11 protein-coding genes (1 of these 11 only partly in view) are annotated in these 15,983 nt (G+C 54.2%); 8 read left to right on the forward strand and 3 right to left on the reverse strand.

The genetic code is table 11. The features are described from left to right. A protein-coding gene (locus LHF31_RS00505) for an extracellular solute-binding protein (RefSeq protein WP_298010714.1) crosses the window boundary here: on the reverse strand, positions 1-551 show its 5' portion. Its footprint begins 787 nt before the window's first position; 551 of the gene's 1,338 nt are visible here — the first part of the coding sequence; the start codon lies at positions 549-551; the stop codon falls past the left edge of the window. Between the two features lie 71 nt (positions 552-622). Next, on the reverse strand, positions 623-1,816 hold the full coding sequence (locus LHF31_RS00510; RefSeq protein WP_298010711.1) for an ROK family transcriptional regulator: 1,194 nt from the start codon (positions 1,814-1,816) through the stop codon (positions 623-625). 228 nt (positions 1,817-2,044) lie between these two features. Between LHF31_RS00510 and LHF31_RS00515 the strand changes: the two genes are divergently transcribed. The 4 genes from LHF31_RS00515 to LHF31_RS00530 all read left to right on the forward strand — a co-directional run bounded on the left by LHF31_RS00515 (position 2,045) and on the right by LHF31_RS00530 (position 7,343). Next, on the forward strand, positions 2,045-4,426 hold the full coding sequence (locus LHF31_RS00515) for an ATP-binding protein (RefSeq protein ID WP_298010708.1): 2,382 nt from the start codon (positions 2,045-2,047) through the stop codon (positions 4,424-4,426). Then, positions 4,423-5,268 (forward strand): LysM peptidoglycan-binding domain-containing protein, encoded by an 846-nt coding sequence (locus tag LHF31_RS00520; RefSeq protein ID WP_298010705.1) that lies wholly within the window; start codon positions 4,423-4,425, stop codon positions 5,266-5,268. Before LHF31_RS00515 ends, LHF31_RS00520 begins: the two co-directional genes overlap by 4 nt. Before the next feature lie 12 nt (positions 5,269-5,280). Continuing rightward, positions 5,281-6,351, forward strand: a complete 1,071-nt coding sequence (locus tag LHF31_RS00525; protein ID WP_298010702.1) for an LCP family protein — start codon at positions 5,281-5,283, stop codon at positions 6,349-6,351. An 83-nt stretch (positions 6,352-6,434) separates the two neighbouring features. Next, positions 6,435-7,343, forward strand: a complete 909-nt coding sequence (locus LHF31_RS00530) for a site-specific integrase (RefSeq protein WP_303773137.1) — start codon at positions 6,435-6,437, stop codon at positions 7,341-7,343. Here LHF31_RS00530 and tilS read toward each other — a convergent pair. After that, a complete protein-coding gene (tilS, locus tag LHF31_RS00535) occupies positions 7,340-8,770 on the reverse strand; it encodes a tRNA lysidine(34) synthetase TilS (protein WP_298005104.1) in 1,431 nt (476 codons plus the stop codon). The two genes, LHF31_RS00530 and tilS, sit on opposite strands and share 4 nt — an antisense overlap. A gap of 97 nt (positions 8,771-8,867) precedes the next feature. Between tilS and LHF31_RS00540 the strand changes: the two genes are divergently transcribed. The 4 genes from LHF31_RS00540 (at position 8,868) to LHF31_RS00555 (ending at position 15,935) form a co-directional block, all read left to right on the forward strand. Further along, complete coding sequence (locus LHF31_RS00540) at positions 8,868-12,131, forward strand: ATP-binding protein (protein ID WP_303773139.1); 3,264 nt, start codon at positions 8,868-8,870, stop codon at positions 12,129-12,131. Positions 12,132-12,246: 115 nt separating this feature from the next. Beyond that, positions 12,247-12,633, forward strand: a complete 387-nt coding sequence (locus LHF31_RS00545; protein WP_298003301.1) for a response regulator — start codon at positions 12,247-12,249, stop codon at positions 12,631-12,633. Next, positions 12,630-13,646 carry an ABC transporter ATP-binding protein gene (locus LHF31_RS00550; RefSeq protein WP_298003298.1) on the forward strand — a complete coding sequence of 339 codons (1,017 nt, stop codon included), beginning with the start codon at positions 12,630-12,632 and terminating at the stop codon, positions 13,644-13,646. The genes LHF31_RS00545 and LHF31_RS00550 overlap by 4 nt, the downstream gene beginning before the upstream one ends. Before the next feature lie 117 nt (positions 13,647-13,763). Further along, positions 13,764-15,935 carry an ABC transporter substrate-binding protein gene (locus LHF31_RS00555; protein WP_298003296.1) on the forward strand — a complete coding sequence of 724 codons (2,172 nt, stop codon included), beginning with the start codon at positions 13,764-13,766 and terminating at the stop codon, positions 15,933-15,935. Positions 15,936-15,983: the final 48 nt, after the last annotated feature.

The raw sequence follows: 15,983 nt of genomic DNA on the forward strand, positions 1-15,983 counted from the left end.
ACGCTTACGCCAGCCTTCTCAAAATACTCTTTGTTGTAGAACACGCCCACCAGTTCAGCGGTGATCGGCACGCCGTATAAATTCCCCTCGCCCATGGTTTTTCCGTCAGGGGTAAAGGAATTCCGCGCCACGATACCGGGGGAAAGTTTTTTGTCCCAGCCGTACTTCTTCGCGTAGGGGGTCAGATCCACCAGCAGATTGGCAGCGACCAGAGCGCCCATATCGGAATAACCCTGATTGATTTGAGCAACATCGGGACCATCTGCGGCGCTCAGTCCCAGTTTCGCCCGGGATTTCATCTGGTCAAAGGTCATGGTCTCGCGCTCCACCTTCACGCCGGGATGCGCCGCCTCAAATTCAGCGATCAATTGTTTGGCAACTTCATCTTCCGTCGGACTGACCAGAATATCCCACACCTTCAGCGTAACCTGTTGGGGTTGCTCTGGTTTGGCGGGCTCCGCAGGCTGTTGAGTGGTAGCCGCGGGAGAGCATCCCGCCAGCATTCCAAACACCAGCAAAACGACCAGCAGTGAACAAACAAACCGACTCATGTTTTCCTCCTCTTGTTTCAAACGTAAAATAGAACCGCTTTCCCTAAACCCCTCTCCCGCAGACCCGGGGATCAGGAAAACTTTTGAAGCAAATAATAGTTGGCGGTCACTCGCAACAGTTTGACTACAGCGCCTAACACTCCTGCCCGATATCCCAATCGGGATGGAATCAACACCGGTTGAACGGGAATCACCCCTTCCAAACGCTTCAGGACAGGATCAATCAACAAATCAGCAGAGTTTGAAACGCCGCCGCCCAGCAGGATTAATTCTGGATCCACTACCAGCTGGATGGCAGCAATGGCTTGCGCCAGCCAGTCTACCGTCTCTTCTACCACTTCCATTGCCCAGAGTTCCTGAGCACGAGCGGCTTCAAAGACATCCTCGGCGGTTAAAGATGCAATCATCTCCGCCGGGCGCCTGCCAGTGAGTTTTTGACGGGCACGCTCGGCAATCCCGGTGCCTGAAGCCAGCTGTTCCAGCGCCCCAAATCCGTCCACGGGCTTACCCAAAAAAGAACGGTCTGGAACGAGGTACCCGATTTCCCCCGCCATGAAGTGCGCTCCGGCGTAAAGGCAACCATTTACAATCACACCGGCGCCAATGCCGGTTCCCACTGTAATCAGCACAAGGGTATTGACATCCTGTCCAGCGCCATACCACAGTTCTCCCAGGGCAGCGAGATTCACATCATTCTCCACCACCACGGGCAGACCAAAATAACGCTCCAAACGCGGGCGAAGAGGAAAATCATTCCAGTTCAGAGCGGGCGCCAGCCCCACTTCGCCGCTTTCTGGATGAACCACCCCGGGAACGCCTACGCCCAACCCAAGCAAGTGCTTTCCAGAAGAGGTGGCAATCGAACTGAGATTTTCCAGTAATTTCACCAGCAGGGCATAACTGTCTTCTCCATGGGTCATATGCCCGGTTACATTGACCTCATGGAGGATATTTCCCGCCAAATCGGCAATGGCGCCGTGGACTTTTGTCCCGCCCAGATCCACTCCAACCACCAGATGCCCTGAGGCGTTAAATTCCAGCAATTCCCCCCGGCGTCCTCCCGTTGCCAGGCTGGTTTGAGAGGGGCAAATGAGATCTTCGGCAAGCAAATCATCCACCAGCCGCATTACCGTGGGGAGAGAGATTCCCAGCCGGTTGGCAATCTCCACCCGGGAGATAGGGGCATACTGGCGAATCACCTCCAGGACCGCAGAGCGGTTGATGGCTCGCATTTCACTGGCTGTAATTGTGGCAATCGTACGCATGGCAGAAAATTAAGAAACTAATTAATGATTAATAAGTATTGTAGCCCTTCAAAACAAAAAGTCAAGATGTTTTTGGGATTCTTCCGGAACTGGTTTACCTCTCTTCCGGGTTTTCAAAATCCAGTCTGGCACAATCCTTGCATGATGAGATTCAGAAATGTGTCCAATTTCAATACAAAAATAAGGAACGCAGGGAACGATGCTATAATTTTTAAAAGTCAAACCTCCATGAACACAATCTCTCAATCGCTCCTTGGTTTGTTGATTACCCCGCCAGGTAACCTGATTTATCACCTGGTGCTGGCATTTGTTGTATTTGCCACCCTGCAGGTCGCATTGATTGCCCGGCGGAGTCACGCTCCAGAGGGCAGCGGACGCCTGCTGTTGGGGTTAAATCTGCTCCTGTTGGGGCAATTGGGGTTGTTTGTAGCCAGTGGACTGGCCTGGCAGGGGATAATTTCAGCCACCATTTTTCTGCCAGTGCTGGATCGGGTTATCCTGTTCTGGAGCGTGGCGTGGCTTGGCTGGCTCTGGCTTTTCCCAACCCCATCGCGCCTGGGAGAAATCCTTGTTGGTGTTCTCAATCTGGCGGCAGTGTTTATGTTTTTGCTGTTCTACACCACCTGGCTCCAGGAAGGCAACGGCACTCCCTTTAACGGCTCATGGCAGGATTGGAGCGTTACTCTGGCTATTCTCCTTCTGCTGGTTGCCATGATCATCGGATTAATCTTCCAGCGTAGGGGCAACTGGGGAGTTGGGATCGCCATGTTTGCCCTGATGGGACTGGGAGCGCTTGCCCAATTGTATTTACCCCCAACAGGGGAGCACTTTTCCGGGTATTTACGTCTGGGATTTCTGGCAGGATTGCCGCTATTGCCCAGTCTGCTGGTTCATGTCCAGGTTCAGAGTCAGGTGACTGAATGGGAAGCGGCAGAGCCATATCCAGAAGAACACCTCTCCCCTGCCCATCAGCATGCGCTGGACATTCGCATCATTCATTCCTGGCTGGATTTGAGCCTTTTACAGGACAAAGAAAAACTGCACAGCGGGGTCGCGCGAGCCGTAGCCCAAACCATGCTGGCAGATTTATGTTACGTCGCCCGCATCCCCGACAATGAATTTGCCCCCATCCCGCTCACGGGTGGGTACGACATGGTCAAAGACGAACCCATTCCCCCAACCTATATCGAGCGCACCAAAATCCCTGCCATCACCGCCTCGCTCACAAAAGGGAAGGGACTGCGCGTCAACTTCAGCGAATTTGAACTGCCTGAACTGGATGCGCTTGCTCAAACTCTGGGACTGGAGCGGGCAGGAAACTTCCTGTTGATTCCTCTGGAACACAATCACCAACCCTGGGGTGGACTTTTCCTGCTCACGCCATATTCCGGCAGGGTATGGACAGCCGATGACAGTACTTACCTTGCTACCGAAACCGAAGAGATTGTGCGGTTGCTCCTCGAACGAGAAAAATCATCGCGCGGAGATGATGAACTCCAGCGCCTGCGACAGCAGAATACCCTGCTACAACAGGAACTGGAACAGTTACGCCAGTCTCACCAGAAGATCCTTGAGGAAGTACAATCTCTAAGGAAATCCGCCTCTCCCGAAAGTGCCGGGGCTTCGGCACAGATCGAAACCCTGCTGAAACATCAACGGGAGATGGAAAAAGTGCTGGAAGAACTGCGGGCTGAAAACCGCCGATTGAACGAAGCATTGCGTAGCGCCCAGGCATCGCCGGTTTCGTCGCCCTCCAGTGCTTCCACTCAACTGGAAAAGGAATTGCGCCTTACGCTGGAAGAGGTGGCGCATTTACAAAACCAGTTAGCCAGATCCAATCAGCGCATTCTGGAACTGGAGCGGCGGCTCAGCCTGTCTACCAGCGCCACCCAGGATGATACCGAAGCCATTGCCGTGCTGATTCAAGAACTGCGCCGTCCGATGTCGGCAGTAATGGGGTACACGGATTTACTCCTCGCCGAAACGGTTGGCATCCTGGGCGGGTTACAGCGCAAGTTTCTGGAAAAAGTGCGCAATGCTGCGGAACAAATGCGCACCCTGCTGGATGATCTCATCCAGTTAACCCTGCTCAACCGCGGACCGCTGGAACTGGTCCAGCAGACAGTGGAACTGGATCAGGTACTGGATAATGCCCTGCAAGAACTGGGCTCATTCTTGACCGAGAAGGAACTGCAAATCTCCATTGAATTGCCTGAACATCTACCGCCCGTCTATGCTGACCGGGACGCGCTACACCAGATACTGATCGAACTTCTGAAGAATGCCATTCAGGTCACGCCGCCCCAGAAAGATATCCGGCTGAAGGCAATTCTCCAGCAAGAGGACAGCAGTCATTTTGTGGTGCTTCAGGTGAGCGACCGCGGCGGGGGGATAGCCCCAAAAGATCTACCCAGAGTCTTTGCGCACCGAAAGGACGTTGTTCTTCCCGGCATTGCCGATAGCGGCGTAGGGCTTTCCATTACCAAAACCCTTGTAGAAGCCCATGGAGGGCGCATCTGGGTAGAAAGCAATTTGGAACAGGGAAGCACCACGTTCAGCGTCCTGCTCCCGCTCCATGCGGCAGGGACAAAGGGGAATCCTGAAGAATGAGCAGTCTCAGGCAACTGGTTTCAGGTTTACTTACCGGATTGCTCTCCACCGTGCTGGTGCTGGGAGCACTTTCTCTTTCGGTGATTGAGGGGGGAAATATCATTTTTCTTCCCACCCCAACCGAAACGGCTGTACCGGTAACCCTGCAACCCGGCGAACCCAGCCCCACCCCATACCCTACGGCTACCCCGCTTCCTCCAACCCAGTGCCCCCCGCCCTCTGGATGGGTGCCTTTGACCGTTCAGGGCGGTGACACCCTCATGGATCTGGCTGCTCAGTTTCAAGTTTCCGTAGAAGATTTGAGCAAAGCCAACTGCCTGTTTACTTCACAGTTGACGCCCGGCACGGTGATCTTTGTTCCGCCCCTGCCTACCCCAACTGCCACGCGAGCCTCCGAACCTGAACGTCCCACCGCCACCGAGCCCCAACCCACCGTAAAGGTGTGCGGACCGCCTCCCGGATGGGTGATTTATATCGTCAAACCCGGAGATACCCTTTACCGGCTCAGCCGCATTCTGGGCGTTACGGTGGCAGATCTGCAACTGGCAAATTGCCTGAGCAACCCCAGCGCCATTCAGGCAGGCATGCCCCTTTACGTGCCGTTCCTGCCCATCACGCCAACCTTGACCCCTACACGCACATCCACGAAAACGTCTATACCGCCCAGCACAACCCCGGTACCTCCTTCCCCAACCTTCACCCACACCCCGGTGCCGCCCTCCTTCACCCCTGTTCCACCCAGCCCAACCTTCACCTCTGAACCGCCTACAGCGACTTATACCCCGTCTCCCATCCCCACCGATACGCCTGTCCCCAGCGAGACACCCTCATCCACTCCCTGAACGAGAGATTTTGTGAAGAAAGTACTGGTATTCACCCTCATTCTCATCTTTATCACCCAGGCCTGCGGCCTGCCCATACAGTCTGTTGAAATGGCTTCTTCCACGCCCATGGTCCCCGGGAAACCTTACCAGTTGATCACCCCCGCCCTGGATGCCACGGCTACCCCCACGCCCTTCCAACCTCTTCCCATTACCCCCACTCCAATTCCCACCGCCACCCCAACCCCGGAACCCACCCCCACCCTGGGTATTGAAGCCCCCAACGTGCAGATGACGCGTTCTCCCTTTGGCATTCCCGAAGGAGGAGTCATCTCCAGCGATGTGGTGAACATCCTGATCCTTGGCTCAGATGCCCGTCCCGGCGGGGGATTTCGCACCGATGTCATCGTCCTGGTTTCCATTCACCGCGACGATAACACCATCCGCATGGTGTCTTTCCCCCGGGATCTGTATGTAGATATTCCCGGATGGATGACGAACCGAATCAACACAGCGTTTGCCGCAGGCGGCTTTCATACGCTGGCATCCACCTTCGAATACAACTTTGGCGTGCGTCCCACCTATTACGTGATGACCAATATGCAAGCCTTTGTCAGCATCATTGACAGTATGGGCGGCATCAGCGTCAAAGTTCGGAAGTCGCTCTCGGATAAGTGCGATTTACCGTGGGCTGATGGGCGAGGGTACTGCACCATTGAGGCGCCTGCAACGGTTCCCATGGACGGCAAAACGGCTCTGTGGTACGTGCGCTCACGGTATTCTTCCAGCGATTTCGACCGCCTGCGACGGGCTCAGGAAGTGCTTTACGGGATTTTCCAGAAACTGATGAGTCTGGATGGCATCAGCCGCGCTCCGGAAATTTACGCCGCCTATGTGAATTCTGTGGAAACCAATCTCACCCTGGATTCCCTGCTTACCCTGGTCCCTGTTGCCCAGGAAGTCATGCAAAATCCGGAACGCATCCGCCGGTACACACTCACCCCTGCCGAAGCCGCCCCATATATCACGCCGGAAGGTGCATGGGTTTTATGGCCCAACCTGTATGCCATTCGTGCCATTGTGTACGAAGCGGTGTACCGCTGAAAATTCATCCTTTGGGAAATTTGACAAAAAATCATCCCCGGGGTAGACTAATCTCACCTATACGCAAAGGTTAAGGAGTCCCCATGATACCGGAAACCACTTCCTCCCCGGTTGCCCACCTGACAGTCCATACGCCGCTCATGCCGGCGATTTTAACATGGGAAATTTTCCTGAAAGACCAGGGAAGGTCGCCTCATACCATCAAAGCCTTCATGGGGGACCTGAATTTGCTGGCATCGTTTTTGCCTCCGGATAAAACCCTTGGCTCGATCACCACACAAGATTTAAACCATTTCCTCCAGTGGCTGGAAAAAGGACGCGGCGTTCCCTGCAGTCCAAAGAGTCTGGCAAGGCGTATCACCTCCATCAAAGCCTTTTTCCGGTGGCTTCAACGCAGTGGGGTGCTCCTGAACGATCCCGCCTTACGGGTGATCCAGCAGTCCGTCATCAGCCCATTGCCGGAAGTGCTTACCCCTGAAGAAGTAGATGCCGTTCTGGAAGTAGCACGCACCTGGCGTACTCGCTCCAAACCCGATGCACGCCCTTACACCCTGGTCAAACTTCTGCTGGAAACCGCCATCAAGAAGAGCGAATGTCTTGCCATCACCCGCAATCACATCGATCCGGAAGGCAAAGAGGGTCCGGTCCTGTATGTGCGCTATGCCAGCCCCTCGAACCGTTATAAAGAGCGCAATCTTCCCCTCTCTTCGGAATGGATTGAGGCTTATCAGGAATATCTGGCTCAATATCAGCCTGCCGAGCATATCTTCCCGTGGTCTCCACGGCGTCTGGAATACATACTGGAAGATTTAAGCGAGGCGGCGGGAATTTCCAAACATCTCTCATTCGACATGTGCCGCTGGACCAGCGCCCTGATGGATTGGAAAAACGGGGTAGAAGGGGATCAAATTCGCCAGAAACTGGGGGTTTCCAAGATTCAATGGCGTGAAATTTCCATGAAATTGCGCCAGCTGGCAGAGCAGGGTGGTTAACTTCCCTCTCGCCTCACCTTCAGGTGGTAAATCTTTCCCGTCCCGGGAGTGATTCTATAACGGTGATCCAGCCGAAACCCCGGAATCCAGACCACCTCTCCACGGGCACAGACCAGGGGCCAGCCGTTTCGTAAGCGCCGGGGAAGCCCTGCATCTACCCAGAAATCGGAAATTTTGCGTGATTTTCCCCCCATCCCCAGAGGTTGAAAGCGCTCTCCACGGTGATAGGGACGCACCTCAAACACATCACCGGTTAAATCGCCATCCACAAAGGCTTCCCATCGGCTGACATCATCCCAGGAATCAGGCAAAGCCTTCACTGCCTGAATTTCCACCACCCAATGATTGGGTAAATTCACCCTGCCAGGAACGGAAAGGCTCAATAGCCCGCCATGCAGTATTTGCGGAAATTCGGCAGAAATCTTCTTCGAAAGGGTTTCGTCTTCCAGAATAAGACGCTCTCCCTCCAGACGCATTCCCAGTCCCGCCATGAGATGAATGTGGCGCGATTGAGTCGGCTGACGGATAAACTGCAAAGCCCGTTCCACGGTCTCAAAATCCACATCGCGAATCGCCGGGCGAAGCAAGGGCAAAGCCCAGCGGATCACCCCTCGCTGAAGCCCGGGCGAGAGTTTTTTCAAGCGTTCCCCTGTAAACACAATCTGTGTAGATGACTGCTCCAGCACACACTGATTCCATGCCTGCTGGAATGCATCCTCCAGAATTTCTTCTTCATCTGCCAGAAGCATCGCCGTACGCCAGATGGCTTCTTCGATGCGTGGATTGATGCGCTGCAGAAGAGGCAGAATTTCATAGCGCAGGCGGTTACGGGTATAGCGCAGATCTTGATTGGACGGATCCTCAATCCACACCAGATGACGTTCCCGACAGTACGCCAGCACTTCTTCCCGCCAGATGGAGAGCATGGGACGCACCAGCGGGATGGTAGTCGAAAATTGATTCAGAAAGCCCCGATAGGGCATGCCCATTAACCCCCTGCGCCCGGTACCGCGAATCAGATGCATGAGCACTGTCTCCACCTGATCGCTTGCCGTATGGGCAACAGCAACCGCCTGCGCACCGGTACGCTGAGCCAGCCCAAAGAGAAAAGCGTAGCGGGCTTCTCGCGCGGCTTCTTCAATGGACATGCGTTTTTCCTTTGCCAAAGCCTGCACATCCCCCTGCCCGATTTCCACCCGAAGCCCTCTCTGCTCGCCCTGGTCTCGCACCCAACCGGCTTCACGGGCAGATTCTGGACGCAACTGATGATCAAAATGCGCCACAATCAGGTGAAAACCGGCGCGATGAAGCACATCCATCAGGCAGACGCTATCGGCTCCCCCGGAAACGCCCAGAACCAGTGGCACTTCTGGGGAAATCTGACATACCCTTTGCGCGTTTAGAAGTACTTTTTCCTCAAGGGACATAACAGAAATGATTATATACCGTTTCCCTTAACCTTGAATTTAAGAATGCTATAATCAACTTGATCAAGCGGTATCCATTCTGTCCCAGGTCGAGCCTATGCAACCGCCCGTCATTGGAATCCTGATTTACCCGGGAGACCCTTTCTGGATCCAGACTTATGAAGCCATCCAGCGTGCGAACGAGAAAGTAGGCGCTGAATTCAAAGTATTTAACTTTGCGGAAAACTTTAAAGCGGTTCGCTCGTATGATCCTTATGCCGTTGCGGAGGAAATTCTGGCGCATCGGCTGGATGCCTTCATTTCCACCATCCTTCCTCAGGCAACCACACAGACCCTGTTGAATGCCGGATTACCCATTATCCAGTTGGGTGAAACCACACTGCGTCACCCTCTGCTGGTCACCCCCATCGGATTGCGTGAGGCTGCAAACCTTGCAGGGGAATTTATCGGTAAACAGTTGAATGGTAAAGGGCGGGTGCTGTTCATCGGGGCTTTTATGGAAGACCCGCTTGAAGAAGACCGCGGCGAGAGCCGTCTGGAAGGCTTCAGCATTGCCATGAAGCAATTCCCCGAGATTCAATTCGAAGTCATTGGAGCATACTGGAGTTATGCTCCCGCCTGTGAGGCTTTGCGAGAAGCATTTCAGCACGTGCGCGGACCCGTAGATGCCATCTTTGGCGCCTCGGATTGGGTGGCACTGGCGGCGCGAGATGTCGGACATGAGATGGGCATCTTTGCTCCGCATACTCTTCTGGTAGGGCTTAACGGCGATCCTCTGGCACTGGAAGCCATTGCCAATGGAACCATGACTGCCACTGTGGAAACCTGCGCTGAAGACTTTGGAACGCGTGCGTTACTCATCGCTCGAGACGCCGCCAGCGGAAAACCCTTCCCACCCCACATTTTCCATACTATTCGACTCATCACAGCGGAAAACGTTGCCGCTACGGCAACCCGGAAACTGATTGCCATTGCAGGACTGCCGAACCGGCTGGTCGGTTTCAACCGCGAAAACGAAGTTTTTCGCTTTCATCATCTCGAAACCAGCGCCCGGATCATCCAAAAAATTGGCGCCATTCTCGATCAGGATCAACTGGTCAGCACCATTGCCGATTTGATTCGGGAATCGTACGGCTTTAACGATGTACAGGTGTATCTTCTCCGGCAGGACACGCAAAGTCTGCAACCTCTGATTGGCAGTGAGGCACACATCTCACTCGAACACAGCGGACTGCCCGGAGAGGCATTAAGACGCAATGAAGCCATTTTGATCCCCGATTTTTCATTCAGTCAGCGTTATCAGGCTGACCCCAGTCATCCATGGATACGCTCGCGGGTGCTCCTTCCCATTCATATCGCTCAGGAAGCAATTGGCGTGCTGGACTTGCGCAGGGACCAGCCGACCCCCTCGTTAATTCAACAACAGCAGGGATTACAACTGCTGGCAGATATGCTGGGAATCGCCATTCAAAATGCGCGTCTTTATCAGGAAGCCCGCAACGCCCAGAACACCGCTGAGCGAGCCAATCAGTTAAAAACCCGCCTGCTGGCAAATGTAGGACATGAGATGCGCACCCCGCTCAATGTGATTTTAGGCTATGCGCAATCAGCCCTCACCCGCCACAAGCGCAGTGGACATCACGACGAAGAACTGGAGCGGGATTTGCAAACCATTTCTCAAAGCGGAGAGCACCTTCTGCGCATGATCAACGATTTGCTCGACCTTTCCCGGGCAGAAATCGGTGCTTTGAACATGTACTTCGAGTGGATTGACCCTCGTCCGATCATCCTGGAAGCCTTTGAGACGTTTGCCCGCTCGGATGAGCATCATCCTTCTATCCGATGGCGGGTGGAAGTTCCCGAACGCCTGCCCATCGTACAGGTAGATTCGGCACGGTTGAAGCAAATTCTGTTAAACCTGCTTAGCAATGCGCGCAAATTCACCCACGCGGGAGAGATTGTATTAAGCGCGCAAATTGAACCGCCTTTTTTGCGCATCTCCGTGGCAGATACAGGCGAAGGCATTTCGCTGGAACAGCAAGAACGATTGTTTGAGCCTTTCAGCGCCAGCATGGGAAAGCGCCGTCCCAGCGGCATTGGGCTGGGGTTGAGCATTACCCGTCACCTGATTGCCCTGCACGGGGGAACGATGACGCTGGAAAGCCAACCCGGCAAGGGAAGTACATTTTACATTTATCTGCCCCTGCCAGGTTTAAGCGGCAAAGCCAGCCAGCACCACGAAAAACAAAACCACCTCCCGCCAGCCATGTTCATTTTGAGCACACGGGGAGAAATTTCACCCACCATCCGGGAAATTTGCGCTAACCAGAATTTCGTTCCGGCGTTCATACGTTCCCCCAAAGACCTGGAAGTTCACCTTGAGCATTATCACCCGGTAGCCCTGGCGTGGGATCTGGACTGTGCCAGCACCGAAGACTGGATGCTGTATCAGTGGTTGCACACCCAGGTGGATATGGGAGATCTCCCCTTTCTGCTCTTCCACCATTCCCCGACAGAAACCGGACTGGTGCAGGTGCTGACCAAACCCACCCGTTCCGAAACCCTGCTGGAATGGATTACCGCCCTTGCTCCCAGCCAGCCAGGCAGGCGCGCTTTCCTGATCGTGGATGATGATGCCCAGGCTCGAATGACATATCGCCGTCTCATTGAAACGTATTTTCCTCAAACCGCGGTTCTGGAAGCCTCCAGCGGAGAAGAGGCAATCCAGTGTCTGCAATCACAGACCCCTGCATTGATTCTGCTGGATTTGCTGATGCCGGGGATGAGCGGTTTTGAATTACTGGAACGATTACGCCGCCAGCCTCATACCCGCACTGTGCCGGTGATTGTCATCAGCGGCAAGTTGTTAACCCACGCCGACATTCAGCGGTTGAATTATCCTTACGTCTCGTTCCAGAGTAAGGAAATTCTCACCCCGGAAGAGTGGAAAGAGGTGCTCCAGGAGATTCTGGGACATCCCCACAACGGAGAAAACTCCAGCCCGCTCATCCGGCAGGCACTCGCATTCATTCACCAGAATTACATGCTCCCCATCAGCCGCAAAGACATTGCCCGGTCCGTCAACCTGAGCGAGAATTACTTTACCTCGCTGTTCCGGGAGGAAATGCACCTGACACCATGGGAGTACCTGACCCGTTTGCGCATCCGGATTGCCTGCCGTCTGCTGCAGGAAACCTCATTGAATATCAAAGCCATTGCTTTGCAGGTGGGATTCAGCGATCCTGGCTACTTTACGCGCGTCTTCACCAGATTGATGGGAGACACCCCCCAGAATTATCGCCGGGATGCCTCACGTCAGCCTTTCGCGCGAACGGTGAATTTTCCTAAACTATCAACTTAAAATCCAATTCTGGCGGCAACAATTTTCCTATACTGAAACTGGTAATCTATTACCCCCTGATTTTCTTTTGTATCTCAGGGACAGGCGCTAAAGGTTCCATTCTGGAGGAACATAGATGAAGCCTGCCGTTCTCATTCTGGATGATGACCATCCAACGCTTGAACTGTACACACGGGAACTTTCCGATGAATATGTGGTATTTCCCTGTTCTTCCATCCCAGAAGCCATTCCTCTCCTCACCCAGGAGCATCTTGCGGCAATTGTCTTTGAACCGGCAATGGAGAATGGCGAAGGCTGGGATTTCCTCCAGAAACTGGCAGAATTTTGCATTCCACGGCATATTCCCATCATTTTCTGCAGTACACAGGACGAACACCGTGCCGAAATTCCCCCGGCGGCAGGGAAGTTTCTGGTTAAACCTGTCCTGCCCAATCAACTGGCACAGACGCTTAAGCAAATCCTTCACCAATCTTCTCCTAAATCTAAGGAAATCAGCGCATGAATGGGACTTCAACCACTGACTCGCTTCCTTTGCTGGAAATCAAAGACCTGCGAACGTACTTCTTCCTGGAAAAAGGCACTGTCCGTGCCGTAGACGGCGTTAACCTGTCGCTTCAACGAAAGACCACACTTGGGCTGGTCGGCGAAAGCGGTTGCGGGAAGAGTATCACCGCCATGTCCATCATGCGATTGATTCAGGAACCGCCCGGGAAAATTGTCTCGGGGGAAATTCTGTTGCGCTCCCGCACTTTTGGGCAGGTTCTCGATCTTGCCAAACTGGACCGGCACTCTCAGACAATGCGCGCCATCCGCGGTGGAGAGATTGCCATGGTCTTTCAAGAGCCAATGACGTCTTTGAATCCACTCTACACCATTGGCGACCAGATTGCTGAAGCGGTACAACTTCACCAAAAGGTAAGCAAAAAAGAAGCACTGGAACGTGCGCTGGAGATGCTGGTTAAAGTCCAGATTGCCATGCCCAAGCAACGCCTGCGGGAATATCCCCATCAACTATCGGGGGGCATGCGCCAACGGGTAATGATCGCCATGGCGCTGTCCTGCAATCCTTCCATTTTGATTGCGGATGAGCCCACTACCGCGCTGGACGTGACCGTCCAGGCACAAATCCTCGACTTGATGCGCCAGTTGCAGGAGGATATTGACTCATCCATCATCATGATTACCCACAATCTGGGTGTGGTTTCCCAGATGGCGCATTTTGTGGCCGTGATGTACCTGGGTAAGGTAGTGGAATATGGAACAACCAACGATATCTTCCACCGCAGTCTGCACCCATACACAGTAGGGTTGTTAAATTCTGTGCCCGTTTTGGGAAGAAAAGGGAAGAAAGTCCTCGTCCCCATCGAAGGCATCGTCCCCAGTCCCATGAACATCCCCCCGGGCTGTCCATTCGCCAGCCGCTGTCCCAAAGTCATGCCTAAGTGCCGCGAGGTCAATCCTGAATTGCAGGAAAAAGAGAGCGGGCACTGGGTTTCGTGCTGGCTTTATGAGTAACAACCGGAAAAATCCAGCGTGCGAGGAGGTGATGAAGTCGGAAGAAACCAGAAATTTGAACTGCTTAAGCACCTTTCACCTGTCAAGTTCTTTCGTTCTAAAGGAGAGAGTAAGGATATGAAAAAGAGCATTTTAACACTCGTTTCCCTGCTGGTGATCGCAGCCATGTTGATTTCCTGCGCACCACAGGCAACCCCCACCCCTGAGAAAGTGGTGGAAACGGTCGTCGTTGAGAAAGAGAAAGAAGTCGTCAAGACGGTCGAGGTAGAGAAACTGGTCCTCGCCGGTCCCATCCCCTATCCGGATGCACCCTTGATGGCAGGCATGCGCGAACCCAAGAAATTCGAGATCAACGAAATCGTTGAATTCAAGAAACTGGATAAGTACTGCGAGCCTGACTGGGTGGCCGATCTGGTAAAGGCTGGGAAACTGCCGCCGGTAGAAGAACGTCTGCCCAAAGAGCCGTTTGTGTACAAAGCCGGCTTCATGTCAGATGGGCTGGGCAAGTACGGCGGTGTGTGGCGCGGCGTGTGGGCAGCCCCTACCGAGGGCTGGAACTGGGCGGCTGGCGTGAGCCAGGGATGGTTCGGTATTGAAGCCATTGTTCAGGAAGAGCCGTTGATGACCGGTCCCATGTTCCTGACCAAGAACGTTGAGCCCATCCCGCAACTGGCGAAATCGTGGGAATGGTCGGCGGATGGCACTGAACTGATCATGCGCTTTGTAGAAGGTGCCAAGTGGTCGGATGGCGTGGAATTCACCACCGAAGACATCATGTTCCTGTGGGAAGACAACATCCTCGACCCCAATGTGAACTCTTGGACTCAGGCATCCTTCTGGACCATCGAGGGCAAGCCGATCAAACTCGAAGCACTGGATAAATACACCGTCAAGTGGACCTTCCCGGTGCCCTACCCGCTCTCAATGCTCTACAACATGACCAACCTGATCTTCTCGCCGGGTCCCGCGCACATTCTCAAACCTCTGCACCCGAAATATGGCGGCAAGGATTACCAGTCCTACCGCGATGCCCTGCCCCCCAACAAACTGCCTATCGTTACCATGGGTCCCTGGGTGCCGGTGGAATACAAGACCGACGAGTTCATGGTCATGCGCCGCAATCCGTACTACTGGAAGGTGGACGAGAACGGCTGCCAGTTACCCTACCTGGATGAGGTACAGTGGACCTACTCCAAGACAGGTGTCACCCGCACCCTCAACACCATTGCCGGTACGGCGGATCATTCCAACGTAGAGAACCCCGAAACCTTTGATGAGACAGTCAAGCAAGCCAGCAACCCCAACGCGCCCTTCCGCGTGGAGTGGGGACCTGAAACCCTGGGCTTCTGGCTGGAAGTCAACCAAGCCAAATATACTGGGGTGAAGGATGAACGCGATGCGGCTGTGCGCGACCTGCTGCGCGATGTACGCTTCCGCCGCGCCCTTACCCAGGCGATTGACCGCGATGGTCTGGCGCGTTCGCTGACCAACGGCCCATTCTTCCGCCCCTGGCCCGGCGGTCTGTTCCCCGGTTCCGACTTCTTCAACAAGGAATCGGTGGTGTACTATCCGTTCTCGCCCGATACCAGCCGCGCGTTGCTGAGCGAAATTGGGCTGAAGGACACCGATAACGATGGTATTCTCAACTGGACCGAAGGTCCAATGGCGGGCAAGAACGTCGAAATCAGCATGACCACATGGGAAGACATCTCCGCCGGCGCTACCCTCGGACAGGCGCTGACCCTGCTCTTCCAGGACATTGGCATTAAGGTGAACTTCCGCATCCTGACCAACACAGCCATGGCCGACGCCAATACCAATGGCGAATGGGAAATGCGCATTTCCCGCCCGGGTCAGGCGTTCGCGACACCGAACGTGCGTTGTAAGGAAATTGCCCCCGTCGTCAAAGAATTCTCCTGGCACCGCGAAGGAAGCCAGCCCGAAGAATATGCGGACTATGAGAAGAAGATGGTGGAAATTGCCAACGCCTTCTGTCTGGAACGCGACCCGCAAAAGATGCAGGACCTGATGTTTGAGTACAACAAACTCCACACCGAAAATGTGTACACCATCGGTCTGGTGGTGGGTCGCTACGGGCTGATGCTGAACAAGTACTTCAAGAACGTTCCCATCGGCACACCGCCCTTCCTGTATCAGTGGGACTTCAACAACTTCCTGCCCGAGCAAATCTGGCTGGATGAGCCCGACCGCTGGGTGCTGGGTCAGAAGGAAATTTACCCCAAGAAACTGCCGGGTGTAGATTTCCCCTATCCCGATTTTAGCCAGTAACCTGTAGTTTCCGGGGGGAGGGCAATCCCCTCCCCCCTCATCCTCCTC

It is taken from the genome of Anaerolinea thermophila, from assembly GCF_020723905.1.
Taxonomy (GTDB): Bacteria; Chloroflexota; Anaerolineae; order Anaerolineales; family Anaerolineaceae; genus Anaerolinea; species Anaerolinea thermophila_A.

Bases quoted from the DNA above. Each gene is read 5' to 3' on its own strand.
- LHF31_RS00515 (WP_298010708.1), top strand. From the start codon at position 2,045: ATGAACACAATCTCTCAATCGCTCCTTGGTTTGTTGATTACCCCGCCA.
- LHF31_RS00540 (WP_303773139.1), top strand. From the start codon at position 8,868: ATGCAACCGCCCGTCATTGGAATCCTGATTTACCCGGGAGACCCTTTC.
- LHF31_RS00520 (WP_298010705.1), top strand. From the start codon at position 4,423: ATGAGCAGTCTCAGGCAACTGGTTTCAGGTTTACTTACCGGATTGCTC.
- LHF31_RS00555 (WP_298003296.1), top strand. From the start codon at position 13,764: ATGAAAAAGAGCATTTTAACACTCGTTTCCCTGCTGGTGATCGCAGCC.
- LHF31_RS00510 (WP_298010711.1), bottom strand. From the start codon at position 1,816: ATGCGTACGATTGCCACAATTACAGCCAGTGAAATGCGAGCCATCAAC.
- LHF31_RS00530 (WP_303773137.1), top strand. From the start codon at position 6,435: ATGATACCGGAAACCACTTCCTCCCCGGTTGCCCACCTGACAGTCCAT.
- LHF31_RS00545 (WP_298003301.1), top strand. From the start codon at position 12,247: ATGAAGCCTGCCGTTCTCATTCTGGATGATGACCATCCAACGCTTGAA.
- LHF31_RS00550 (WP_298003298.1), top strand. From the start codon at position 12,630: ATGAATGGGACTTCAACCACTGACTCGCTTCCTTTGCTGGAAATCAAA.
- tilS (WP_298005104.1), bottom strand. From the start codon at position 8,770: ATGTCCCTTGAGGAAAAAGTACTTCTAAACGCGCAAAGGGTATGTCAG.